25 protein-coding genes, 1 tRNA gene, 2 pseudogenes and 1 riboswitch are annotated in these 22,348 nt (G+C 40.6%); of the genes and pseudogenes, 17 read left to right on the top strand and 11 right to left on the bottom strand.

Annotated elements, in window-relative coordinates:
- The first annotated feature begins 501 nt into the window (after positions 1–501).
- The 4 genes from BTR1S_RS20760 to BTR1S_RS20745 all read left to right on the top strand — a co-directional run bounded on the left by BTR1S_RS20760 (position 502) and on the right by BTR1S_RS20745 (position 2,514).
- The gene (locus tag BTR1S_RS20760; RefSeq protein ID WP_029419229.1) at positions 502–1,062 is read left to right on the top strand and encodes a hypothetical protein; all 561 of its coding nucleotides are present in this window, start codon (positions 502–504) and stop codon (positions 1,060–1,062) included.
- Positions 1,063–1,426: 364 nt separating this feature from the next.
- The gene (locus BTR1S_RS20755; RefSeq protein WP_029419230.1) at positions 1,427–1,891 is read left to right on the top strand and encodes a hypothetical protein; all 465 of its coding nucleotides are present in this window, start codon (positions 1,427–1,429) and stop codon (positions 1,889–1,891) included.
- A gap of 242 nt (positions 1,892–2,133) precedes the next feature.
- Positions 2,134–2,337 (top strand): hypothetical protein, encoded by a 204-nt coding sequence (locus BTR1S_RS20750; protein ID WP_006640628.1) that lies wholly within the window; start codon positions 2,134–2,136, stop codon positions 2,335–2,337.
- 104 nt (positions 2,338–2,441) lie between these two features.
- A tRNA-Ala gene (locus BTR1S_RS20745) sits at positions 2,442–2,514 on the top strand.
- Positions 2,515–2,617: 103 nt separating this feature from the next.
- Here BTR1S_RS20745 and BTR1S_RS23750 read toward each other — a convergent pair.
- Positions 2,618–3,018, bottom strand: a pseudogene (locus BTR1S_RS23750) (tyrosine-type recombinase/integrase); the annotation flags it as partial.
- Between BTR1S_RS23750 and BTR1S_RS23670 the strand changes: the two are divergent.
- Both BTR1S_RS23670 and BTR1S_RS23505 read left to right on the top strand, forming a co-directional pair.
- A pseudogene (locus BTR1S_RS23670) lies at positions 3,015–3,556 on the top strand (peptidoglycan-binding domain-containing protein); the annotation flags it as partial. The pseudogenes BTR1S_RS23750 and BTR1S_RS23670 sit on opposite strands and share 4 nt — an antisense overlap.
- Positions 3,557–3,946: 390 nt before the next feature.
- Entirely contained in the window at positions 3,947–4,585 is a 639-nt protein-coding gene (locus BTR1S_RS23505) for a hypothetical protein (RefSeq protein WP_155910163.1), read from the top strand.
- Between the two features lie 207 nt (positions 4,586–4,792).
- On the opposite strand, the gene BTR1S_RS23500 is transcribed toward BTR1S_RS23505, so the two are convergent.
- Entirely contained in the window at positions 4,793–5,026 is a 234-nt protein-coding gene (locus BTR1S_RS23500; RefSeq protein ID WP_236836218.1) for a YolD-like family protein, read from the bottom strand.
- A gap of 492 nt (positions 5,027–5,518) precedes the next feature.
- On the opposite strand from BTR1S_RS23500, the gene BTR1S_RS23495 reads away from it, so the two are divergent.
- The 5 genes from BTR1S_RS23495 (at position 5,519) to BTR1S_RS20690 (ending at position 8,353) form a co-directional block, all read left to right on the top strand.
- Positions 5,519–5,929 carry a hypothetical protein gene (locus BTR1S_RS23495; protein ID WP_051397540.1) on the top strand — a complete coding sequence of 137 codons (411 nt, stop codon included), beginning with the start codon at positions 5,519–5,521 and terminating at the stop codon, positions 5,927–5,929.
- A complete protein-coding gene (locus BTR1S_RS23490) occupies positions 5,919–6,230 on the top strand; it encodes a hypothetical protein (protein ID WP_236836213.1) in 312 nt (103 codons plus the stop codon). Before BTR1S_RS23495 ends, BTR1S_RS23490 begins: the two co-directional genes overlap by 11 nt.
- A gap of 2 nt (positions 6,231–6,232) precedes the next feature.
- Positions 6,233–6,778, top strand: a complete 546-nt coding sequence (locus BTR1S_RS20695; protein ID WP_255265736.1) for a Panacea domain-containing protein — start codon at positions 6,233–6,235, stop codon at positions 6,776–6,778.
- Complete coding sequence (locus BTR1S_RS23485; RefSeq protein ID WP_255265735.1) at positions 6,739–6,981, top strand: Panacea domain-containing protein; 243 nt, start codon at positions 6,739–6,741, stop codon at positions 6,979–6,981. The genes BTR1S_RS20695 and BTR1S_RS23485 overlap by 40 nt, the downstream gene beginning before the upstream one ends.
- Positions 6,982–8,155: 1,174 nt before the next feature.
- Entirely contained in the window at positions 8,156–8,353 is a 198-nt protein-coding gene (locus BTR1S_RS20690; protein WP_006640629.1) for a hypothetical protein, read from the top strand.
- A gap of 139 nt (positions 8,354–8,492) precedes the next feature.
- Here the strand turns inward: BTR1S_RS20690 and gbsR are convergent, their stop codons facing one another.
- Positions 8,493–9,047 (bottom strand): transcriptional regulator GbsR, encoded by a 555-nt coding sequence (gbsR, locus tag BTR1S_RS20685; RefSeq protein ID WP_006640630.1) that lies wholly within the window; start codon positions 9,045–9,047, stop codon positions 8,493–8,495.
- 319 nt (positions 9,048–9,366) lie between these two features.
- On the opposite strand from gbsR, the gene betB reads away from it, so the two are divergent.
- The 3 genes from betB (at position 9,367) to BTR1S_RS20670 (ending at position 12,759) form a co-directional block, all read left to right on the top strand.
- On the top strand, positions 9,367–10,839 hold the full coding sequence (gene betB / locus BTR1S_RS20680) for a betaine-aldehyde dehydrogenase (RefSeq protein ID WP_029419236.1): 1,473 nt from the start codon (positions 9,367–9,369) through the stop codon (positions 10,837–10,839).
- 17 nt (positions 10,840–10,856) lie between these two features.
- Entirely contained in the window at positions 10,857–12,065 is a 1,209-nt protein-coding gene (gene gbsB, locus BTR1S_RS20675; RefSeq protein WP_006640632.1) for a choline dehydrogenase, read from the top strand.
- A gap of 112 nt (positions 12,066–12,177) precedes the next feature.
- A complete protein-coding gene (locus tag BTR1S_RS20670; RefSeq protein ID WP_029419237.1) occupies positions 12,178–12,759 on the top strand; it encodes an MOSC domain-containing protein in 582 nt (193 codons plus the stop codon).
- Between the two features lie 34 nt (positions 12,760–12,793).
- Here the strand turns inward: BTR1S_RS20670 and BTR1S_RS20665 are convergent, their stop codons facing one another.
- From BTR1S_RS20665 to BTR1S_RS20640, 7 genes are all read right to left on the bottom strand, one after another.
- Positions 12,794–13,279: a DinB family protein gene (locus BTR1S_RS20665; RefSeq protein ID WP_006640634.1), complete on the bottom strand. Its 486-nt coding sequence runs from the start codon at positions 13,277–13,279 to the stop codon at positions 12,794–12,796.
- A 114-nt stretch (positions 13,280–13,393) separates the two neighbouring features.
- The gene (locus tag BTR1S_RS20660; RefSeq protein WP_029419238.1) at positions 13,394–14,713 is read right to left on the bottom strand and encodes a TrkH family potassium uptake protein; all 1,320 of its coding nucleotides are present in this window, start codon (positions 14,711–14,713) and stop codon (positions 13,394–13,396) included.
- A 2-nt stretch (positions 14,714–14,715) separates the two neighbouring features.
- Positions 14,716–15,372: a potassium channel family protein gene (locus BTR1S_RS20655; RefSeq protein ID WP_006640636.1), complete on the bottom strand. Its 657-nt coding sequence runs from the start codon at positions 15,370–15,372 to the stop codon at positions 14,716–14,718.
- A 148-nt stretch (positions 15,373–15,520) separates the two neighbouring features.
- The gene (gene pcp, locus BTR1S_RS20650; protein WP_029419239.1) at positions 15,521–16,168 is read right to left on the bottom strand and encodes a pyroglutamyl-peptidase I; all 648 of its coding nucleotides are present in this window, start codon (positions 16,166–16,168) and stop codon (positions 15,521–15,523) included.
- Positions 16,169–16,261: 93 nt separating this feature from the next.
- Positions 16,262–16,390 (bottom strand): hypothetical protein, encoded by a 129-nt coding sequence (locus tag BTR1S_RS23480; RefSeq protein ID WP_255265734.1) that lies wholly within the window; start codon positions 16,388–16,390, stop codon positions 16,262–16,264.
- Positions 16,391–17,503, bottom strand: coding sequence for a response regulator aspartate phosphatase (locus tag BTR1S_RS20645; RefSeq protein ID WP_006640639.1), 1,113 nt, complete (start codon positions 17,501–17,503; stop codon positions 16,391–16,393).
- Between the two features lie 190 nt (positions 17,504–17,693).
- Positions 17,694–17,882, bottom strand: a complete 189-nt coding sequence (locus BTR1S_RS20640; RefSeq protein ID WP_006640640.1) for a hypothetical protein — start codon at positions 17,880–17,882, stop codon at positions 17,694–17,696.
- 173 nt (positions 17,883–18,055) lie between these two features.
- On the opposite strand from BTR1S_RS20640, the gene BTR1S_RS20635 reads away from it, so the two are divergent.
- Together BTR1S_RS20635 and srtD are read left to right on the top strand one after the other, a co-directional pair.
- Positions 18,056–19,051, top strand: a complete 996-nt coding sequence (locus BTR1S_RS20635; RefSeq protein WP_029419240.1) for a processed acidic surface protein — start codon at positions 18,056–18,058, stop codon at positions 19,049–19,051.
- A 111-nt stretch (positions 19,052–19,162) separates the two neighbouring features.
- A complete protein-coding gene (srtD, locus tag BTR1S_RS20630; protein ID WP_029419241.1) occupies positions 19,163–19,708 on the top strand; it encodes a class D sortase, LPxTATN-specific in 546 nt (181 codons plus the stop codon).
- Positions 19,709–19,743: 35 nt separating this feature from the next.
- On the opposite strand, the gene thiT is transcribed toward srtD, so the two are convergent.
- Entirely contained in the window at positions 19,744–20,328 is a 585-nt protein-coding gene (thiT, locus tag BTR1S_RS20625) for an energy-coupled thiamine transporter ThiT (protein ID WP_029419242.1), read from the bottom strand.
- 108 nt (positions 20,329–20,436) lie between these two features.
- Positions 20,437–20,537, bottom strand: a riboswitch (TPP riboswitch).
- Between the two features lie 163 nt (positions 20,538–20,700).
- Between thiT and BTR1S_RS20620 the strand changes: the two genes are divergently transcribed.
- Positions 20,701–21,804: a GntR family transcriptional regulator gene (locus tag BTR1S_RS20620; RefSeq protein WP_029419243.1), complete on the top strand. Its 1,104-nt coding sequence runs from the start codon at positions 20,701–20,703 to the stop codon at positions 21,802–21,804.
- The last annotated feature ends 544 nt before the right edge of the window (positions 21,805–22,348 follow it).

The raw sequence follows: 22,348 nt of genomic DNA, 5'->3' as shown, positions 1-22,348 counted from the left end.
TACAAAGACACCGATTCTAACGACACGTCAACAGCGTCAACAAGGCTTCGAAAGCGGAGATTCAGGACTCTATTTATAAGGTTGAGAAGGACATTGGAGGCAGGGAAGAGAAAATAAGTATTAAGATATGCCTATTTTTAAATATCTCAAAAGGACATGAGGAAATTACTCACGAAAGAATTATGATAGAAGAACTGAGAGGACAATCATTATATTTCTGTAATGAATGAAAGAAATAAGATTATAGGTAATCCAACAATTGGATAACCTAATTGAGTCTACGAATCGGATGAATAAAAGAGAGGTGTGAAGATTAGCAAAGGGTTAAAAAATCATGGATAGATAAGGAAGGTAATTATTGGCGGTGGGATCAACGACATGGTAGATTAAAAAAATGGGAATAGAAGAAGAACTCGGTATCTTGGTGAGTGCGATTCAGTTTTAGGTTTTAATACAAAGCAAGGGAACTCTTCTATAAGATTTCACGGAGGTTGATTAATTTTGTACCACGGTAAGAAGTTTATTGAGGAATATCCTGAATACAGTACACTTTTTTATAAGCTTTACATATCTAGAGAACTTGATGATTGGTTTCTAGATATTTGTAAGAAGGAGGATACATTAGTTCCAGAGGAGTTAGCAAATATTGAATTGGTAAAAGAAATAAAAATTCAAAATAAAGTTTCCCCTTCTTATGAAATCTTTATAGATTTAAAAGATATAATTGGAAATGAGGGCTTTATAATATCCCAACAAGTAATTATAAAGGTTTCAAAAATAATTCCAGTTTATATTATGGACTTGAGTTATAGGATTAGTCATAGATTGTTATGTGACAACAAACTTGATTTAAATGGTTCTGCAGAAACACTGGAGATTATGAAAATTGAAAAGCTCGTTAGAGAGTTTTTTGCTAAAAATAATTTTAAAGAGTTAAGCTACCTATATGATTATTATGATACAGTTTTTGAGTGGAAAGATGTACCCGATCTAGAACCGTTTAATCGAAGGTTTACTCTAGGGGATGCTGTCTTTGTAGATAATTTAGACATTTGCAAGTAATTGGATGAAGTTTCATACCTTGATGGCATAAGCTTTTCAAGGTTTTTTAAGCTTTAAACATCTTTACAATTAAATTTGCAATACCATCACACGCAAATAACAGAGCTAAGTGGTAACAAACAGGGACATCGGCCAGTGAGCAAACAAATGCGGATTTTTAAATGAGACAAGGAAATCTATTTGTGAATGATATAGATTACAAAAAAATATTCATCTGGCTCTAAAAGTACTTTTAATGACTTAAAGGTGAATACATATTAGAAGAAACCATTTCAAAATAAACCAATTCCGCAAACAATTCTTGATGAAGCAACAAAAGCAGGATGATTATTAGGGATATTAAGGGGAAGGTGTATAATTGACGATGAAAGTTTATTATTGTGACGAATGGTCGGATATCAAAAAGAAGCCTTGGAACATTCTTGATGACCGTACTGCGTACACACGCCATCAAAAACATGAACCATATACGGCGGTATTAACTGCAGATGATAACACTAAATATATTGTAAATGTAACAAATGAATGGGTGTCGGTAAGTTTTTATGATAATTTCACTCGTAAGTATCTAAATTATGACTTTGAAGTTATCAGTGATGGTAAGATTTTTTTAAGAACAGCGATGTATTGGGAATATGATGATGAAACTGATAAGGAAGTAAGTAGTTTGATTTTGAGCTTCCGCGAAGATGGCTATATAGCGATGAAAAAGAAAGACTTTAAGACCGGTACGGTCGAGGAGCGCGAGACTAGCGATACTCTTGGAACAAACTGGGATGTATTTCCCGGATTTGGCCAGTATTTTCATTTGTGCAGAGAGGAAAGGTAACGAGTTCAGAGCACTCTCCGGTGCCAAAGCTTCAGCATTCCGTTCCCCCTATACACCTAACGAAAACGCTGGATTCGGCGGCCGGTGTTTTCTTTTATGATCAAAAACGCATCTTTTCGGACGAAATGGCAGAAAAAACAAAAAGAAAGAAGACAAAAAAACACCATCAATGATAAGATAGAGAAAGCGACATAAATATGGTGCAAGACATATGACAAAAATGATGAGGGAGATTTGGCAGCATGGCTGATAAAATAACGATTCTTAGAGAAACATTTGAAAATGGAGAAACGGGACAGGAAGTCGAAGGATTGACTCTGATGATAGACGGCAAGATGAAGGACGTGTTTGACATCCTGATCAGCCAAAACGATGATTACAATGATTATACAGAAATCATGAGAGACATTGTGATCGCGGGTGTTAATCATATCATCAGCAAATAATGAACACGCGGATTATTCGAAGGAAATCTTTTTGGCGGCTGAGTCAAAAAAGCACTTGCTTTTAAACGGAAAAACATCTATAATAAATCATGTCTCAAACAAACGGGGCATTAGCTCAGCTGGGAGAGCGCTACACTGGCAGTGTAGAGGTCAGCGGTTCGAGCCCGCTATGCTCCATCTCGGAAATCCTTGGTATATCAAGGGTTTCTTTTTTTATTGTTATTTATAAAAATTCGACTAGAATAATGAGTTGTTGGCGAATTGTTGGCAAACCTTTTTTTCAGTGATCGATACCGATGTTTTTAGGATTAAATTGATTAAAATACTCGACTGTTTCATTTTCAAGTTTTTCGGTGACATGCCCATATATGTCAGAAGTAATTTGGTGACTTGAATGTCCAGCGCGTTTTTGAATCGCACTCAGGTTTTCCCCTGCTTCTATAAGTAATGCTACCATAGTGTGCCGGAGATCGTGTAACCTTATATCTTTTAATTTGTATTTTTTTTAAAACTTTGACCACTTGCTTGTTGTCGTGGTGTAATAATATGGTTTTCCTTTTCCGCTATGGTAAAGTATTGATTTTCTCCGCCTTCCCACGCATCCCCGAGTAATTCTTTTTCTTTTTGCCATATTCTATAATAAGATGCCAATTCATCCATATAAAAATCAGGCAAAGACAACATCATCCACCAGCCAGTCAAGCAAATCCACAGGGACCATTCTGAAAAAGGGGGCGTCTGGTTCCCAGGTCAAGGCGTTGCAGAAACGTTTGATTGCCGCTGGCTTCTCACTGCCGAAATACGGGGCCGATGGGTCTTACGGAAATGAAACGGTGCAAGCTGTCAAAGCTCTGCAAAAGAAAGCGGGTATCGCGGTGGATGGAATCTACGGACCGGCTACAGAAAAGGCCTTGCAGCTATTGAAGCGAAAAAGAAAAAGTCTTCCTCAAACGGCAAAAAATCATCTTACCCGCTGCCGTCTGGCATCTATAAGGTAAAAAGCCCGCTGATGAAAGGGTCGGCTGTCCGGCAGATTCAGGAGGCTTTAGCTGCCCTCTATTACTATCCGGACAAGGGTGCCAAAAATAACGGTATTGATGGTTATTACGGACCGAAGACGGTGAACGCAGTCAAACGATTCCAGATGATGAACGGTCTATCTGCTGATGGAATTTACGGGCTGAAGACGAAAGCAAAACTAGAATCATTATTGAAATAAAAAAGGCAGGCATAGTGCCTGCTTAGGCTGTTGATTTTCTCGACAGCCTTTTAATTTTTTCATGAAACGAAAAGACTTCTTCTAAAAGTTAATTGGTTGTTATAAGAACGGTGGTTTATAATAAACCATCAAAAGAGCAATAAAAGCTTCTAAAAAAGAAATTGAAACAATGACTTTGTGATTTACTGGTGATTTTACGGCTATTAACTTTTGACCAATATAATTTAGGAAATAAAACACAAGAAAGAAGCATACGATTCCAAAAATAACTCCAGACAAGCGGGGTTCCCTCCTATTATTTCCATTTATTTTATAATTATAGTAGACAAACCATTAAATGTAATGGTATTATCATAGTGTACTTTATCATGTTTGGAGGAGATGGGCAATATGAGTTTAGTATCATTACGTAAAAAATTGTTTTATTTGGCTGTTTTGATTCCGATTACTGTGATGTCTTTAATTTTTTTATCACTCCCAGCCAATGCGAAAACCTCATCAAGCCATACTTCCACCCTAGATGATCAAACATACAATAAGATTTCTGTAGACATTGCCAATAAGGCTCTTGAAGAAGCAATGAAAGATGTGAATAAACAGTTAGAAAAAGGAGTAACGAATGCCTTAGCCACCAAAAAGTTAAATATCCAAGGTGATACTATTGAATTAAGTGTTGGTGAACAAGAGGAAAACAAAGTCGACACTCAAGCTGTACGCAAAAAGAATTATTCTGGTTATGTTAAGTATAATGGATTGCTAGGAACCGGTTTTCAACATAAAGTCTCCGGTACATTTACGTATGAAAAAGGAAAAATAAAATCAAATAGTTACGATGTTTATTTAACAGGCCCCCTGTATGGAAAATCACACGAGACTGAACCTTATAAACTTGATAAAAGTGTATGGGAGATAAGAAGTACAGGAACATTTACAGCCCTGAAATACACACCTTTTCAATACACTACAAGACTGGTTATTGGCTTGTATGGAAGTGGCGATTATAGAGTGTTGAAAGCTAAAATAAATTAAGCTCAAGAACCCCAAATTAGGGGGTTCTTCTATTTTTACGTAGCGATGTCTTGCAGCTAAAACAGGAACTTGAAGCCGGCCGGAAAAAATATCGGCCGTCTGAAAAGTGAAGCCCTTCCCAACAAAGAAGGGCTATCTTTATTTCCGCGCCGACAACATCCTCAAATTGAATCTACAACATGGAACAGCTTGCTCAGCTGATTTATATTAATGAATTTTTCCTTCTATATCAATCGTCTCTCCTATTTCTGCTCCGTTTAAAAAGGGCAGCGGTTTAAATACAGAGAACTGAACTGTTAAATTAAATTCCATTGCTTCACATATTACTTTTTCCATGTCTTCTATTTGAGCCATGTCAAGAACCGGCCTTTTCACTTTGGTCTGGTTGCTTTCTAATTCTCGGAGCAGGCCGACATACTCGGCAGCATCATAGCTGTCCATTTAATTGATCCACGATCTTTTAGGTTTTCGTTTTGTTGTTCATCTCCTTGAAAATTCACTTTAAAACTTTCCAGAATCACAGGTCAAAAAAAATTAATGTTGGCCAGAAACAGTATTAAACAGTTAAATCCGTGACACTTTTATATGAATCGCCAAAAAGATTCATTACATCAACGAAGATGCTGTACGCATAGAATAGTATTAAGAAAAAAACAGATTTTTGTTGGGGGGATTTTTGTGAAATAAAGGGCTTGAGGGGTTTGTCATACGTTTGCCACCTATATAAAAAAGGAGGTAAACACAATATGTAGTATGCTTTTTAAAAAAACACAATATATGTACATTTTCAATTCCTCAAAAACAAGATGTATTATTATACAATAAAAAATAAAGAATTTCAAGCCAAAACATTGTGGGTATTACTTAGAAAGAGTACAATAAATGTAACCAAAAAACGAAATTAACAATATTCTAATTCATTGGGGAATTAAAGTGATTAATTGTACGTGTGAAGTAGAGTCATTTTGTTATAGTTTTTATAACTTAATAGTTGAAATTAATGAAGCGCATAGTGAATTTTCAAAAGAGTTCGCTTCTGAAAAACAAGATGCTCTAATTAACTTAAAAAGAAAACAAGTTAATCATGTTACTCAAGTAAACAATGGGAACACTTTTTCTGTTGATAATTTGTTTTTGCAGTTGATTTCTAATTATCGAGAGAAGTTGCTTTATTATACTGCAACTGATGTTGATTTTGAAAGTCAATATACGGATTTAATTCTAAGGACAAGAACAAAGGAATCCACTTCAATCATTAATAAGCTTAAATATTATCTTGTTGGAAAAAATGAAGCAGGAAAACTGCCGCTTAACAAATGCTTGAATGATTTATTTGGGATTTAGAATACATCCAACATTTTTTGACCATAATAAGGAATGTTTTCAAGAGACATGTCAAAGGTTAAAGCAACTATATAAAAATCGAATTGATTTTAGGGATTCATCAAAGGGAAATTATAAAGCGTATCATATTTATTTATACGGAGAGAGTTGGGAATACTTCCCTTGGGAAATACAAGTATGGCGCTTAAGCGATCGTGAACAGAATGATTTATCGCATAAGCAGCACAAACAAGAACATAAGAAATGGGCTGCAATTTACAAAAATTCAACAGAAATAGAATTAGAAATGGAAGGTGTTTAGTTATGGCTTTTCATTTTATTGCAATCGTAAGTGACTTCTCTGGTGGGAGAAGATACGGTTGGCATTATTCAAGTGAAGACAGGTTAGATAAAGATTATATTAAGTCTTTTATGACCAAAGTTAAACAAAAATGTGGACATATTCAATTTGGAATTCATAAACTAACTACTGAGGATACATCTTGGGCTTCAGTAGTAAGAATGGATTCGTTCTTTGATGATGTTATAATAACAAATCGAATTGACGACTTTATAGATGTTGTTGCAAATGATCAACAGCTTTCCGCTTATGATGTTGCTAAATTCGTACTAGCTACGCTCCCTACATCACATTTGAAATTGCAAAAGTTGCTGTACTATATCTACTCTGAATTTCTGGTCAAAACTGGGAAAAAATTATTCGAAGATCGGATAGTTGCTTATAAGTATGGACCTGTAGTTGAAGATGTTTTTCATAAGTATAAAAACATGGTAGCTCGGAAATTGATTATAAAGAGGATGCGACTTTCGTGTTGCGAACAGATGAACAAGCATTTACACCCTCTTTAATGAAAATTTGGACTTCTGAATATGGAGTAGCAGCGTTAGAATGTATTATAGAAACGTTGGAGAAATATGGTGATCTAGATGCATTCAGGTTAGTTGACAAAACTCATCAAAAAGGAGGACCATGGGAAAGAGTTTATAAACCTGGTCAAAATTGTGAAATCACTGATGAGTTAATAACTCTATATCATAAATATGTACAATAATAAAAAGCCTATTTGTTAGGCTTTTTATTATTGTAACTTAATTACTACTTTAAATAAAAACAGATAATTGCAACATCAGGATAAAATTTTATACTTCGTGAATGAAATAAATTTTAATTGTTGGCGAATTGTTGTCCAACTCTGCCAACAATCATCATTTTCATTCAGAAGTCATCAGATGTACAATTCAATAGCCCTTGAAATAAAAGGGATGGTCAGAATTGAACATACTTGTTCAGAAGATGTCAACTACACTGGCAGTGTAGAGGTCAGCGGTTCGAGCCCGCTATGCTCCATCTCGGAAACCCTTGGTTATCAAGGGTTTCTTTTTTTATTTTCCTTTTATAAAATTTGGTCGTATTCCTGAATCGTTGACAAGGCATTTTCTCTCAGAGAGGTTAATTTAAAAAACAAAGGGAGGCACTGCCAATGAGTATGGGCCTTTTTTTGATGGAAACAGATGTCTTTTTGGCAGTAGCTGCTTGTACAATTTGATCTCATCCCATTTGTCAATGCATAAATAGTGACTACACCTATTTACTGGAAATATGTTTAATCTAAAAAAATGGATATGTTAACCTTATTTGTATAAAATCAAGGGGGATTGATTTTGATTGTTTTTTAAAGTTCATAAGTCTTTTACTAATAGGGTTTATCATTTTAATGCTTATAGGAGAATACGCACCATTCTTGGCTATGCCATTATGGATCATTTTAATAGTAGCCTTGGTTATATGTCTTTATTACGCAATCAAACTTGAAATGAAAAATTTTAAAAACAGGAAGGAATAATAAAAAAAATATATATAAGTGGTAATGTCGGGGTGAGGTAATAGAGATATTTCTCTAAAAAAGGCCCAATTGCTCTTTAGAGTGTAAACTTTTTAGATTCAATTTTTTTGAATGATCCCTTTATATCAAAAGGAAGGAAAGAAATATTTCTCTGATTAGCTTGATAAAATTTATATAAAAGAAGCAATTAAAGCAGTTAAAGAAAAAGAAACCGGTTTACAACACAAGGTAAATTGTCATGGGCTGTCGAAGCCTTAAAAGCATCCCGGGGAAAGTTACCAACAAAGGTCAAAACATCTGCTAATTGAGACTATGGTTGGTGTCTAACAAAAATATCCTATGCTATGCTTTGAAAATGAAAGATATCTACTAGGAGGTAGTTATGGAAAACAACGAACCAAGCCTTAAAGTAATAAAGTGGTTCACCTGGATAATACCAATAGTGATTATAGGATTAATATTTCTCTTTAAAAATATTAATAATCCTGTAACTGATGCTTTATTCTATATTGTATGTGCAGGTGTTATAATCTTAGTGCTTTTCAGCATAATTAAAGAGAAAAAAGAAAAAAGCAAATGATAACAGGTTTTCAACCTGCTTTTGTGGAAAATTTAATTCTTCTTGCTCTTGCCTCATTATCTCACTTCTTCCCTATAGTTTTATATCTTAAATGAAAAAAGGTTTTTAGCCGCCCTGCAAAAGAGCGGCTAAAAACCTTTTATTTTTTGTCTTCAATCGGAATAAACTCGAATATTTCCCCTGTTTGGACAGACTTTGCAAGTCTTAGCAGCCAGTCATAGTAGGGCTTTGAATGTTCGAGCTGCTCGTAAATGGCTTTTGCTTCATCTTTTACGCTTTGTTCCAGCCCGTCGTCTTCCATCACGTTCTGCAATGCCTTTTGAGCGTCTTGGATGGCCATGAGATTGACTTTTACTTCTCTTTCCCACTTTTGCGGAAAAAAGCTGGTGAAAAATTTGAAGAAATCTTTTTCAGCCACAAAGCTGTGCTTTCTTCTTCCTCTATGAAACGTTTTTTTCACGATATTTAAATCTTGAAGCTTTTTCACGCCCGTGCTCATACTGGGCTTGCTCATCTGCAGCTCTTCCCGCATTTCGTCCAGCGTCATTTCATCTGAAAGGTACATGGTTCCGTACAAAATACCCGCACTCCTGGTTATCCCGTACAGATCCATCGTTTCTGCGATTGAATCAATGACTAAATCCTTTGCTTGAGCGATCGCATCCTGTGCCGACAGATCACGGTTGTATTCCATCATTTTCCTCCTTTCACAGGAGCGGAAACATCTATATCCAGACTCAATGCCTATAGAAATCGGGATCGGTCTGGAAATCCGCGTTAAGTTTGTTAAGTAATTTCTTTATGTTCTTTATCTTAACGAAAGAATTGAAAAAGTCAAAATGAAATTTTTTTGGAGACGGCTCAACCCGCATGGGGAGTGCGATCACATAAAATTCAAAAAAATCAGCCCGCCGATTTTCCTTTGACAGCGTTGGATGCGCATGGTAAATTCAAAGTGTTAAAAACGTTAAATTTTTATTTAACAAACTTTGCGTGATGGGGAGGTTGCTTTTATGAGTCAAACGCTTTTCATTGACGGGCAATGGGTGAGCGCCGAAAAAGGCGGCACACGGAAGATTATCAATCCTTTTAACCAGGAACAGATTGAAACCGTCGGTGAAGGAGACAGAGAAGACGCTGTGAAGGCTATTGCCGCTGCACGCCGTGCATTTGACGAAGGCGAGTGGGCCAATACAACCGGTCTCGAGCGCGGCAACATTGTTTTAAAGATTGCGGAGCTGATCAGACGCGACCATGATGAGCTGGCAGAGCTTGAATCGCTGGATACCGGTAAAACGCTTGAAGAAAGCAAAGCCGATATGGAAGATATTGCGAACGTGTTTCAATATTATGCCGGACTTGCGGATAAGGACGGGGGAGAGGTGATTTCTTCGCCGATTCCGGATTCAAAAAGCGAAATCATCAGGGAGCCTGTCGGTGTCTGCGGACAAATCACGCCGTGGAATTATCCGCTTTTACAGGCAAGCTGGAAAATCGCTCCCGCTTTGGCCGCCGGAAACACGATCGTTGTGAAGCCAAGCGAGATCACGCCGCTTACGACCATCAAGATATTTAAATTAATGGAAGAAGCCGGCGTTCCGAAAGGTGTTGCCAACCTCGTACTCGGACCTGGGGATACGGTTGGCGATGAGCTTGCCAGAAATACGGACGTTGATCTGATTTCCTTCACCGGCGGGATTGAAACAGGAAAAAAAATCATGCAGGCGGCAAGCACGAATGTGAAGAAAATCGCTCTTGAACTCGGCGGAAAAAATCCGAATATTGTGTTTAAAGACGCCGATTTTGATGTTGCTGTTGATCAGGCGCTGAATGCGGTGTTTTTCCATGCAGGGCAAGTTTGCTCTGCGGGATCGCGGCTGCTAGTAGAAGAATCCATTCATGACGAATTTCTGGCTGAGCTTGTGAAACGGACAAAAAACATCAAGCTTGGCAACGGATTTCATGAGGATACGCAGAGCGGTCCGCTCATTTCTGCTGAACACCGGAGCAAGGTTGAAAAATATGTGGAAATCGGTCTTGCCGAAGGCGCGAAGCTTGAAACAGGCGGCAAGCGTCCTGACGATCCTGAACTGCAAAACGGCTTTTTCTATTTGCCGACGATATTCTCCGGTTGCACATCAGATATGAGAATTGTGCAGGAAGAAGTATTCGGCCCTGTGTTAACAGTTGAAACATTCAGCACCGAAGAAGAAGCGGCCACTCTTGCAAACGACACCATTTACGGCCTTGCCGGCGCCGTTTGGACAAAAGATATAGAAAAAGGGGAGCGCGTTGCTTCCAAACTGCGGATGGGCACGGTTTGGATCAATGACTTCCATCCTTACTTCGCTCAGGCGCCATGGGGCGGATACAAGCAGTCAGGCATCGGCCGCGAGCTCGGCCGCCTCGGTTTTGACGAATATACGGAAGTGAAGCATGTGTACCGCAATACAAAACCTGCGGCAGTCAATTGGTTTAAAGCATAAGAGGGAGGAGATTCACGATGACGTTAAATATGAAAGTAGAAGCAATGAATAAATTCCACACATTCGAAATTCCGACCGTCATTAAGCACGGTATCGGAGCTGTCATGCAAGTTGGTGCAGAAGTGAAAAAGCTCGGCGTAACGAAAGCGCTGCTTGTCACAGACCCTGGCATCTATCAAGCAGGTGTGACAAATCCTGTTGTTGAATCTTTGCAGGAGGCAGGCGTCGAAGTGGCCGTCTTCAATAAAGTTGAACCAAATCCGCCTGTACGCCTTGTAGCAGAAGGATCAAAGCTTTATGCCGAAGAAAACTGCAACGGTCTTGTGGCAGTAGGCGGCGGAAGCTCAATGGATACCGCGAAAGCGATCGGAGTGGAAGCGACTCATGAAGGAACGGTGCTTGATTACGAAGCGGCAGAAGGAAAAAAACCGCTTGAAAACCGGATTCCTCCGCTCACCACGATTCCGACAACCGCGGGTACCGGTTCAGAGGTCACACAATGGGCGGTGATCACCGATGAGGAGCGTGAATTTAAATTCAATACGGGCGGACCATTGATCGCGGCCCATTTAACAATCATCGACCCTGAATTGCACGTCTCAATGCCTCCACATGTAACGGCAATGACAGGAGTTGACGCTTTGGCGCATGCGATTGAATGCTATACGATGAAATTTGCGCAGCCGATCACTGACGCGGTCGCTCTGCTTGCGATTGAATATGCCGCTCATTATATCCGCAGGGCGTTTGCAGACGGGGAAGATCTTGAAGCAAGATACGGAATGGCTCAGGCAGCCATGCTTGCAGGCCTTTCCTACGGAAGTGAGTCAGCTGGCGCTGCCCACGCGATGAGTCAGACGCTCGGCGGGATCATCCCGGTCGCGCATGGCCAATGTGTTGCCGCAATGATGGGGCCTGTAATGGAATACAACTGGAAAGGCTACCCTGAAAAATTTGCGCGGATCGCAAAAGCATTTGGCATTGATACAAGCGGCATGACGACGGAAGAAGCGGCGAAAGCTTCCGTGAACTGGATGTATCAGCTTGTAGAAGATTTAGAGATTCCCAGCTTAGAAGAGCAGGGCGTGTCGCCTGACATGATTGAACGCCTGGCAAAAGAGGCGATGAAAGATCCGCAAACAGTCGGAAATCCAAGAGATCTAAACGAAAAAGCCTACAATTGGATTTACAAACGCTGCTTTCAATTAACGCCGAAAACTGTATAATGAAGCGCCAAAACCCGCTTGTGCCTAAGCTACAGCGGGTTTTTTCCGATTTGAAGAAAAAAAGGAAGCATTGTAAAATCATTCTTATATTCGAAAAAAGGAGATGGGTGGAATGTGGGAAAGACGGACGGCGGCGACAGAGAACATATACATAGCTGATACAGCATCATTTGTGACAAAGAAAAGAGAAGAAATCTCTATCGATTACGGAGGAATTCCGGGTGACCTGCATTTCGGCCTAACAAAGGCGGCCGGAGCCCGCGAACCGATGTATAAGAGAGGCACAGAAATTTTTAATAGGCGGCAGATTTCGATCGTGTCGGTTGAAGAATGTCTGGTGATCGCAGAAAAGCTAAACATCCCTGCCGTGCTTCCGGAATGGCTTGGTGCCAATATCTCATTGAGCGGGCTTCCGCATTTGACGCGATTAAGAGAAGGAAGCAGATTGGTTTTTCCAAGCGGTGCCGCCCTTTTGTGTGAAGGAGAAAATGAGCCGTGCGTTCAGCCTGGAGAGGTCATTCAAAAACAGTTTCCGGACAAGCCTAAGCTCGCTTCCCGTTTTGTCCGCCAAGCGATGGGCAGAAGAGGCATCGTCTGTGTCGTCGAACGGCCCGGGCTGATTTGCCAAGGCGACCGGGTCGATGTTTGGTCATACTCTCCTAACGTCATAAAAGATGCGAGATCATTCGCGTAATAGAAGGGGGGCCTGAAAGGGCCTCCCTGAATATTCAAGATGATAATTTCCTTTTGATGTCCTGAATCTGTTTAATATGCCGTTTTTCATGATGGCCGATAAAGTCGATCCACTGCTCGACCGTAAGTTCCAGAAAAATAGGATGCGGGAGCACCCTTTGAAAATCTGCTTTATGAAATGAGGCAATGATTGAAGTCAGCTGTTGTCTGGCATGATCGAGTTCCGTTTTAATCGTTAAACAATCTTTGGTTTTTCTTTCAGGTTCTAAGAAATCAGGAGCTTTTCGTTTGTCATACCGGTTTTCAGAGGCCTCCACCGGTTTTGCTTGAATGGCTTTCAAAGGCGCGCTTCGGATGTTTTCCTTAAACAACTGAGCTGTTTTCAGGTCAATTTTTTTGAGGTGATCTAGCACCTCTTGAATACTCCACTCATCTTTTCCCGGTTTCGTGTTGATTACATCATCTGAAAGACCTTGTATCTCGCTCCATGTTTCTTTTCTTGCTTCATTAAAAACGCTCATCATATCCCCTCCTATATTCACTTTATTATCTGAAAAGCCGGTAATAACCAAAAATTAACAAAAGAAGGGGTGTTTGAAGGCGACGTTTTCAGCGGTGTCTGCGGAGAATCCATTTTAGCCTGTCAGAATGTCTTCACTTGAATAGCGGATGTTCTCCTGTTCAGGCCTTGCCAGTGAAAATGCCAATGTTAACGGACCAAGCTTGCCTAAAAACATAATAAAAGCAATCAACAGTTTTCCCACAGGCGAGAGCTCCGCCGTGATTCCCATCGACAGCCCCACCGTTCCAAAGGCTGAGACAATCTCAAACAAAATGTGCAAAAATGGCTTTGGTTCTGTAATATTTAAAATAAAAACGGCTGATAAAATGAACAATATGCTAATGGTCGAAATGGCCAGCGAACGAATGACCGCTTTGTCTTTAATCGTCTTTCTGGCGATAGATATTCGGTTTTTTCCTTTTAGGAAAGACGCCGCCGACAGAAGAATGACGATAAATGTGGTAAGCTTGATCCCGCCTCCGGTCGAGGCGCTTCCTGCTCCGACAAACATGAGCAGCAGCATTAGAGTCAGCGTGCTTTCGTGCAGGCTGCCGATGTCCAAGGTGTTAAATCCCGCCGTTCTCGGTGTAACCGCCTGAAAATAGGAGCCCCAAAGCTTTTCATCCAGAGGAAGTGTTCCAAGCGTCTTTTGATTTTGATATTCAAGGGAGAAAACGATGATCATCGCCATGATATTGATGATGAACGTTCCCCAAATCATGAGTTTTGAATGAAGGCTCAATTGTTTAAAATTGCGTTTATGCCATATGTCAGATAATACGGTAAATCCTATCCCTCCCGTGATAAACAAAAGGGTGATGACGATATTGACCAGGGGATTTCCTTCATAGCGCATGAGGCTGTCCGGCCAAATTGAAAAACCGGCATTATTAAAGGCTGACACAGAGTGGAAAAGACTGTAAAACATACCGCGATTCCAGCCGTATTCGGGAACCCATTGAAAAGCCAATATCGCCATCGCCAAGATTTCAATTGAAAAAGAGTAAAAAAACAAACTGCGTATCAATTTAATGATTCCGCCTATAGAAGTCTGATTTAGCGATTGCTGAATCAGCAGCCGCTCTTTGAGGCCGATCTTTTTTCCGAGCATAATAAAGATAAGTACCGCAAAAGACATGATTCCAAGCCCTCCGATCTGGATCAGGATCAGAATCATCAGCTGACCGAATAATGTGAAATCCCTGCCTGTATCAACAACGGCCAATCCAGTCACAGTCATGGCGGAGGCTGCGGTGAACAGCGTATCAATCCAGCTCATCGGGACATGCGTTGCGAGCGGTAGCTTTAACAGCAGAGTCCCCAGAAGGATAAAAAATAAGAAAACGAGTACAAGTAATTGAGACGGACTTGCCTGAACAGATTTGAATTTCATGTCTAATCTCCCTTTTTTTCAAACGTTTCAATATCTCTCGTTTGTCCGATTACAATTAAAATATCGTTTTCGTAAATGATATCCTCGGCGCTGGGCGCAACGATGAATTGTCCGCCGCGTTTAATTCCGACAATATTGCACCCGTAATTTGCGCGAACGTCGATTTCCCCCAGGCTTCTGCCGTCAAGCTTTTTTGTCGCGACAATTTCAACAATGCCGTAGTTTGGCGACAGTTCGACATAGTCAATCATTTTTTCGGATGTAATATGGCCTGCAATCCGGTTCGCCATATCCTTTTCAGGCTGGATGATTCTGTTGACGCCGATTTTTTTAAGGACTTTTTGATGATAATCATTCTGTGCTTTTGACCAAACTTGAGGCACACCGATTTCGATTAATAAAAGCGAGGTTAAAATACTGGCTTCGATGTCGTCTCCGAATGAGACGAATGCATGGTCAATATTGCGGATGCCGATCTGTTTCAATGTATTTTCATCAACGGCATTTGCGCAGACGGTGTATGTCGCATACGGTGAATATTCATTGACTTTCTCTTCTGATTTATCCACACCGATGACTTCTGTTCCTTTTTTATAGAATGCTTTGACAAGACTGCCCCCGAATTGTCCGAGTCCGAAAACGGCATATGTTTTCTCCATCTAACTCACCCTTTGATTCATGTTTGGTGTTAGTGTTTGCTTTTTTTGAAGAAAAACACAGGGGGATTCATGAAATATTTAGGCGGAGGATGGAGAGGGAGGCAGGCTTGCCGCTGATGACGCCAAGCCTCCGTTGTTTGAGGAAGGGTCAATCAAGCGAGCCGCCGGGTTCGCGAATGTCTGTTTCATGGCTGGCTGCCGTCACTGCGGCGATGCGCAATCCTTCTACAATCATTTCAAGACTGAGGCTCGGTTCTTTTTTATCGACCGTTTGTTCAGGAAGATACGGGATATGGATAAATCCTCCCCGCATTTGTGATGATGAATGGTTTAAAAGATGCATCAACCGATAAAATAAATGATTGCAGACAAAAGTGCCCGCTGAATTTGAGACAGATGCCGGTATCCCGCTATTTCTCAAGCTTTTCACAATGCGTTTGATCGGCAGGGTCGACCAATAAGCGGCAGGTCCGTTTTGGACAATTTCTTGATCTATGGGTATCCGGCCTTCATTATCAGCGATGCGGGCATCGTCAATATTAATCGCCACGCGTTCAGGTGTGATGTGCGGACGTCCGCCGGCTTGTCCCGTACAAATGATAATGTCGGGGCGGTGTTTCTGAACCGCTTCTTTCAACACATCAGCGGATGTATGGAAAACAGTCGGGATTTTTTCAGCGGCAATTGAAATATCTTCAATGTTTTCACCATCCAGCTTTTTAACGGCTTCCCACGCGGGATTGACGGATTCCCCTCCAAAAGGATCAAAACCTGTTAAAAGCACTTTCTTTTTCATATGAATCTCTCCTTAACAAGTGGAATAACAGACATGCTCTAAGCACAAAATCCCCATTCAGCTGTAGACTGAATAGGGATTTTGACGAGGTATTTATCCGCCTGCCCCGCGGGAGGCCAGAAGTATTTGCTCGCTTTTAGAGACCGCTTCAGATGTATGGTCGGCAAATGAATAGCTGAATATTGCGCCTAGTACAAAGGCCGCCAATAAAAACTTTTTCATCTATTCTCCTCCTCTTCCGGCGAGTTTGCTCGCCTTATCTGTTTTAATGTAGAAGTATATGGCTTCTTCGTATAACTTCTTTTCTTTGTAATAATTCGCCACATCCATAAGCAATTCCTCTAGATCGACCCATGCTTTTTCTGTTTCTAATTCGTGAACAAAATCTTTGATCATTTCCATTTTATTCTGATCGCTTGAGTATAATGTATGTAAAATTTTGAATTTCAGGTCGAATATTTTGCTGTTCATTTCCCGGCATTTTTTAAAACCTATATCCATCCATTGAAAAGCTTTTTCCTGTGAATCGGTTTTGAGGAGCGATCTAACGGTTTCATACACACAAAGAAGGTATGCGTACTGTGCCTTCGATTCAAAATCATGGATGGCAAAAGCTTTATTGTAATATTTCAGCGCTTCTTCATGTTTATCTTCCTTGCTTTTTAAAAAGCCCATATTATAGTAGGTATAAGGCAGAAGATAAAGATCACCGATTTGTTCGGTTTTTTGAATTGCTTCATTTAATAAAGCTTCGCTTTCGGAAAATTTAAATTGGTCGATATAATTAAGCCCGATCAGCATCTTGCAGTTGATGACCCGTTTTGCATAACCGTCATATCCTTGGAAAATTCCTGACGCAATATTGATATGATGGATTGAAAGCCAAGTCGCTTTTAAATTATAGTACAGCACGCCGATTTTATAGTGGAATTCGGCTTTTTCGATTTCACTGTGAATCGCTCCGAGTCTTTTTTCCGCTATTCTGAAAAAATTGAGCGCTTCTGTGTGATTTTGTTTATAGTCTTCATAAATCCCTTTAAACAGGTAAAAATAATAGTTCAGCTTGTCATCCGTGCTTTTTGGATCATTATCGTGAAACTCGATGGCTTCCAGCTTTTCAGTAGCGGATTGGCTGATATCTTCAAGAAGGAGCCTCAAACGAAAATCGAGCATTTGATAATAGAGCAGAACGTCCTGATCTTCCTCCATTACTTCAATCGCTTTATCTATGTCGTCTTTCATTTCAATAGAGCGTGAAATGTCTCGTTTTTTCATCAATATGTACCAATCGTTCAGCATGTTGGCGACTTCCTGTGAAGCCACGGCTTTGCCCATTCTCTCCCCTCCAATCTTTGTGAATTTTTTGTAAATTGAAGTTCTATTTATCATAGCATATACTGCCGGAATCTGTGAATAAAGCCAAGTGCTCATCCTTTTTACATTGTCCAGGCGGAGAAAACGCAATGATCCATTTAGACCAGATCATGGTTTCTTGTAAATTTGAAATGCACGCCTTGCTTTAAAGCTAAACCGTCATTTCCCAAAAAAAATGAGAGAAGAAGGCAAAGACAACGGCCAACGGAATACAGGAGATCATAACGGTTCCATTGACAAGCCCGTCAGCTTCGCTGATTTTCAGGGCTTCCCTGTAACCGATTAAAAAATGAATGATGGAAAGAACGTAGCATACGAGCATCAAATAGTAAGGATTCAAAAGTATACCTCCTCTATTCGCTTTACTATATTACATTCAATGAAAACGAAGATTATGCCCCTTTTTAAAAGAACGAAATATTATAGACGAAAACGATGTTGAATACAATACATGTTTTTTTTATTATTTCCACTATAATCAAAAGGAAACATAAATTTAGGGGGTCATTGATCATGAAGAAAAGGATGATGCCGCTGTTGATCTGCGCGTTCTTATTAGTGCCGGCAGCAGAGGCTTTCGCAGCTCCGAAACAATCTGAGCTGAGCGGGTATCTTCAGGAAATAGGAATGACAGAAAAAGAATTGGATGCCTATTTACAAGATACATATGATGAAAGTCTGAAAGATTTTGAGTCAACTGAAGAGTTGAGGGATTTTTTAGGAGAGAGACTCAATCAAAAACGGCTTGCTTCGTATTTAAAAAGCTACGGCTTAAGTGAAAAAGAAGCGGTCGCTCTTCTCGTTGACAATGGCTATATGGAAAATGGACAAAACATCCTCGATGTTTTCATGTTCGAATATGAATTGGATGATGCGCTTTTTTCAATTACATATGATGAAGGAAGCGTGGAAATCAAAAATCCGTTTCAGGAGCTTGGCATAGATGATCAGGAATGGGAGGCGCTTACAGCACACCTTCGCAAAGTCCGTGAAAAAAATCCGAATCTTGAATTTGAGTTGATGGAGATCGGAGAGCGGCTTGAAGCAGTTGCCGATTTTGAGACGGTAAAAGAGCTGAAACCAAAAGATATCGCCCAAATCCTTTCTATATTACATGATCTTCAGCAAACGCTTGAGGTAAAAACGAAATATTATCTTGTCAAAGACGGAAAGAAAAAAGAAGTATCTTTGCCGACGCTTGTCAGCGCGGATGAGCTGAAAGGGGCAAGTCTTCTTGTTGAAGTGTACGATCTTGCAGGAAATTTCGTACTGGACGCTTTGTTTACGCCTGACATGATTGGATCAGATTTGCTTCACCAAACCGGAACAAAAGTGAAGCAGACCAAAAACGCCGTTACACACGAGGCAAAAACGCATCGTGTGAAAAAGACGGTGAAAGGGGCTAAGCTTCCAAAAACCGCCGGTCACTATGCCGAATGGTCCATTTTTGGCTTTGCGCTGATGCTTGGCGGATTTTTTCTGCTTAGAAGGGTTCGCAAAACGGCATAAGCAAAGAAACTGCCCATTCTAAACCGATTTGGAATGGGCGTTTTTGAGAAGAGGTGAATGGATATGAAAGCGTCTCTTAAAAAAAGGATTGTATGGCTTTTTGCCATTGCGATGATCACGGGAGGACTGTATGTCGCAGCAGTCAATGTGTCTAAGCTTTTACAGGGCCGCGCCCTTGCTTCATCTCAGCAGCTGAAAGAAGAAAAGCCGGCTGTTCATGCTGAAAAAAAGCAAAAAACAGCGATTGAGCGGACATTTGAAAGCGGTGAAAAAATCGGCGACCTGGTCATTCCGAAAATCAATGCAAGGATTCCGATTTACCATGGAACAGACGAAGATGAGCTGCAAAAAGGAGTCGGCCATTTTGCCGGATCCGTGCTGCCTGGCGAAGATGACAACTCGGTTTTATCAGGACATCGCGACACCGTTTTTAGGAAGCTCGGCGAAGTCGGCAAGGGGGATAAGCTCATTGTAAAAGCTTCCTATGGAACTTTTACATATCGAGTGAAAAAGGTGCGGATCGTGGATGCGGATGACAGGACCGTCATCGTTCCAAAGCCGAGAGCCACACTGACTGTTTCCACATGCTATCCCTTTGACTTCATCGGTTCTGCCCCTGAGCGTTATGTATTGGTTGCCGATTTAATAAAAACGTAAAAACAGCGGAACCTAAAAAGGTGTCCGCTGTTTTTTTATCTTGTATTGACGCCCTGCCCCAGAAGCCTTGGCGCCGTCAGCAGCAACAGGCACAGCACGATTGTGCAAATGATGAAGGATGGAAGCATATATGTGCCATTATACGTTAAAGTATAAATCCAAACCGGCGTTCCTTTAGGCGCATAATTTGCGAAAAAGACCGCGCCGCTGATAACATGGGCGAAATACTTCAACCCGCTTCCAAGAAGGACGGCGAGCGTAACGTATGACACAAGCTTTCCTTTTTTTTCAGCCGCTGATGCATGTCTGATCGGTCCGGCGAATAAACCTCCGATTCCGGCGGCCGTTGGTGCGACAAAATAATCGAGAAGAAATTGAATGGGGTGAACCACGTAAAGGCCCCCGGTGACAAACTGGAGTAATCCGGCCAAAAATCCGGTAGTAAGCCCGGCCTTCAGCCCCCATCTGAAAGAAATCAAAAAGATCGGTATCATCATGACGGCGATTGAGCCGCCCTGCGGCATTTTTAAAAACATGCCTGAAGCCAAGTCCAATATGATCGCGATTCCTGTCATGATTGCAATTTCAATCAGCTGGACAAGTTGTTTTGATTGATTCATGGTAACCCTCACTTTTGATGAACAAAGGGATACTGGACTTCTTTCCCAATAAAAAAGCAATGCGGGGAAGGAGTAGGAAAGTTTCCACGCACTGCTTTGGATGCAATAAGTATGACTTTGCCACATCCCTACGCCAGCGTTAACTAACAGGTTCAAAGGGTCAGAACGATTCGTTCACTCTCAGCCTGAAGGCTCCCCTTGTGGTCATCAATGTTATTTAGTTATATTCTACTATACTAAAAAATAAAACGGACGACAAGCTTATTTTTCAAAATTTTTTGCTTAATTTCTCCAATATGTAGCAATGTGATCGGCTTTTCCTTTATAATAGAATTTATTCGTACGTACAAGTTGCAGTAAAGGGTTGATCTGATGAGCGAGCATACAAAATACAGCATGGTCAAAAACCAAATTAAATCATGGATATATGAGGGAAAGGTTAAGCCTGGAGAAAAAATTCATTCGGAAAATGAATTGATGAAGATTTTTGATGTCAGCAGACATACAATCCGGCAGGCGATAGGCGATTTGGTTCATGAAGGTCTTCTGTACAGGGAACAGGGGTCCGGGACATATTGCTCGCACCGTCTTAGGCCTTCTGAAAAAGGAAAGGAAAGACATAAAATGATCGGCGTCATCACGACATACCTGTCCGATTACATTTTTCCCTACATTATAAGAGGGATCGAATCGACGTTGTCGAGGGAGGGCTACACACTGATCGTAGCGAGCACGAATAATGACATTGAAAAAGAAAAGCAGTGTCTTGTCAACATGCTTGAAAAAGACATTGACGGATTGATCGTTGAACCGACGAAAACTGGAAGCTTCAATCCCAATTTAAATTACTATCTGACGCTGGAGCAGCATCACATCCCCTACCTGATGATCAATCAGTTCTACCAGGAATTGAACCCGCCCCATTTTATTTTGGATGATGAATACGGCGGTTTTATCGCGACTGACCATTTAATCAAGCTCGGCCATGAAAAGGTCTTCGGACTTTTTAAACAGGATGACATGCAGGGCGTCAACAGGATGAAAGGATTTATCCGCGCCTTTAGAGAAAACGGTCTGTCTTTTTATCCGGACATGGTCGTCACCTATACGACAGAGAACAAAGAAGAAAAGACGGTTTCTGAAGTCAGAAAACGTCTGTCTTCTTCCGAGCGTCCGACCGCCATCTTTTGCTATAATGATCAAATTGCTCTATTGGTGCTTGACGTGATCAGGGAATTCGGTTTGAAAGTTCCTGAAGACATTTCAATCGTCGGCTATGATGATTCACATTTAAGCCAGGCGTCGGAGGTGAAGCTGACGTCAGTGACCCATCCGAAGATGCAAATGGGAATTGAAGCAGCCAAATGGATGATCGCAAAAGTGGAAGGGCGAAACACGGATCAGCTGGAACATTCCACCGTGTACAAACCGGAGCTCGTTGTCAGACAATCGACCGCGAATGTAAAAAAGAGCTGAATTTATAGTTGGTAAAACCCTGCGACAAGTCAATAAGAAGAGGCTGGATCACTGTCTTGAGGTTGATCATCTTGACGGTGATCTTTTTTCCATCGTATAAATATGGAGCTTCACGATAATATAAATAAAAAAGTGACGGGGAGAAACATTAATAATGAATTGTTGACATATAATTTTTCTTGCGGTTTTATCTTTCGCCAAAGCTTTACCGGAAATCTTTCTGACAGTCCATTCTTTAAAACAGCCGACAACGTTACTTCTGCACCCTGAAATTCATACGTAAATCATGGAACCATAGGAAAGAGCGGTAAGTCGAACGGCAGGGACTTCACAAAAGCAGACTCAATGAATGCCTGATTAAACTTGAGTATTATTTTTTTAAAAAAACTATTGTGCGAAATGAAAATAGATGATATAGTAATGTTCGTCCCTAAAAAGACAGCTTTATAAAACAACTGCTTAAATATTTTTTAAAAAAGTTGTTGACATTCACTTTGCTAGAATGTTATATTAATAAAGTCGCTTCTGAGCGAAGCGGAAATGA

The sequence above is a fragment of the Bacillus sonorensis NBRC 101234 = KCTC 13918 genome, assembly GCF_001592005.1.
GTDB lineage: Bacteria > Bacillota > Bacilli > Bacillales > Bacillaceae > Bacillus > Bacillus sonorensis.
This window is presented reverse-complemented; position numbering and strand designations above follow the sequence as displayed.

Coding starts and splice junctions, on each gene's coding strand:
- BTR1S_RS20750 (WP_006640628.1), top strand. CDS start 2,134: ATGGCTGATAAAATAACGATTCTTAGAGAAACATTTGAAAATGGAGAA.
- BTR1S_RS20655 (WP_006640636.1), bottom strand. CDS start 15,372: ATGGAGAAAACATATGCCGTTTTCGGACTCGGACAATTCGGGGGCAGT.
- BTR1S_RS20755 (WP_029419230.1), top strand. CDS start 1,427: ATGAAAGTTTATTATTGTGACGAATGGTCGGATATCAAAAAGAAGCCT.
- BTR1S_RS20690 (WP_006640629.1), top strand. CDS start 8,156: ATGGAAAACAACGAACCAAGCCTTAAAGTAATAAAGTGGTTCACCTGG.
- gbsB (WP_006640632.1), top strand. CDS start 10,857: ATGACGTTAAATATGAAAGTAGAAGCAATGAATAAATTCCACACATTC.
- BTR1S_RS23480 (WP_255265734.1), bottom strand. CDS start 16,390: ATGAAAAAGTTTTTATTGGCGGCCTTTGTACTAGGCGCAATATTCAGC.
- betB (WP_029419236.1), top strand. CDS start 9,367: ATGAGTCAAACGCTTTTCATTGACGGGCAATGGGTGAGCGCCGAAAAA.
- BTR1S_RS20695 (WP_255265736.1), top strand. CDS start 6,233: ATGGCTTTTCATTTTATTGCAATCGTAAGTGACTTCTCTGGTGGGAGA.
- BTR1S_RS20635 (WP_029419240.1), top strand. CDS start 18,056: ATGAAGAAAAGGATGATGCCGCTGTTGATCTGCGCGTTCTTATTAGTG.
- pcp (WP_029419239.1), bottom strand. CDS start 16,168: ATGAAAAAGAAAGTGCTTTTAACAGGTTTTGATCCTTTTGGAGGGGAA.
- BTR1S_RS20645 (WP_006640639.1), bottom strand. CDS start 17,503: ATGGGCAAAGCCGTGGCTTCACAGGAAGTCGCCAACATGCTGAACGAT.
- BTR1S_RS20660 (WP_029419238.1), bottom strand. CDS start 14,713: ATGAAATTCAAATCTGTTCAGGCAAGTCCGTCTCAATTACTTGTACTC.
- BTR1S_RS20665 (WP_006640634.1), bottom strand. CDS start 13,279: ATGAGCGTTTTTAATGAAGCAAGAAAAGAAACATGGAGCGAGATACAA.
- BTR1S_RS20670 (WP_029419237.1), top strand. CDS start 12,178: ATGTGGGAAAGACGGACGGCGGCGACAGAGAACATATACATAGCTGAT.
- BTR1S_RS23505 (WP_155910163.1), top strand. CDS start 3,947: ATGAGTTTAGTATCATTACGTAAAAAATTGTTTTATTTGGCTGTTTTG.
- srtD (WP_029419241.1), top strand. CDS start 19,163: ATGATCACGGGAGGACTGTATGTCGCAGCAGTCAATGTGTCTAAGCTT.
- thiT (WP_029419242.1), bottom strand. CDS start 20,328: ATGAATCAATCAAAACAACTTGTCCAGCTGATTGAAATTGCAATCATG.
- BTR1S_RS23500 (WP_236836218.1), bottom strand. CDS start 5,026: ATGGACAGCTATGATGCTGCCGAGTATGTCGGCCTGCTCCGAGAATTA.
- BTR1S_RS20620 (WP_029419243.1), top strand. CDS start 20,701: ATGAGCGAGCATACAAAATACAGCATGGTCAAAAACCAAATTAAATCA.
- gbsR (WP_006640630.1), bottom strand. CDS start 9,047: ATGGAATACAACCGTGATCTGTCGGCACAGGATGCGATCGCTCAAGCA.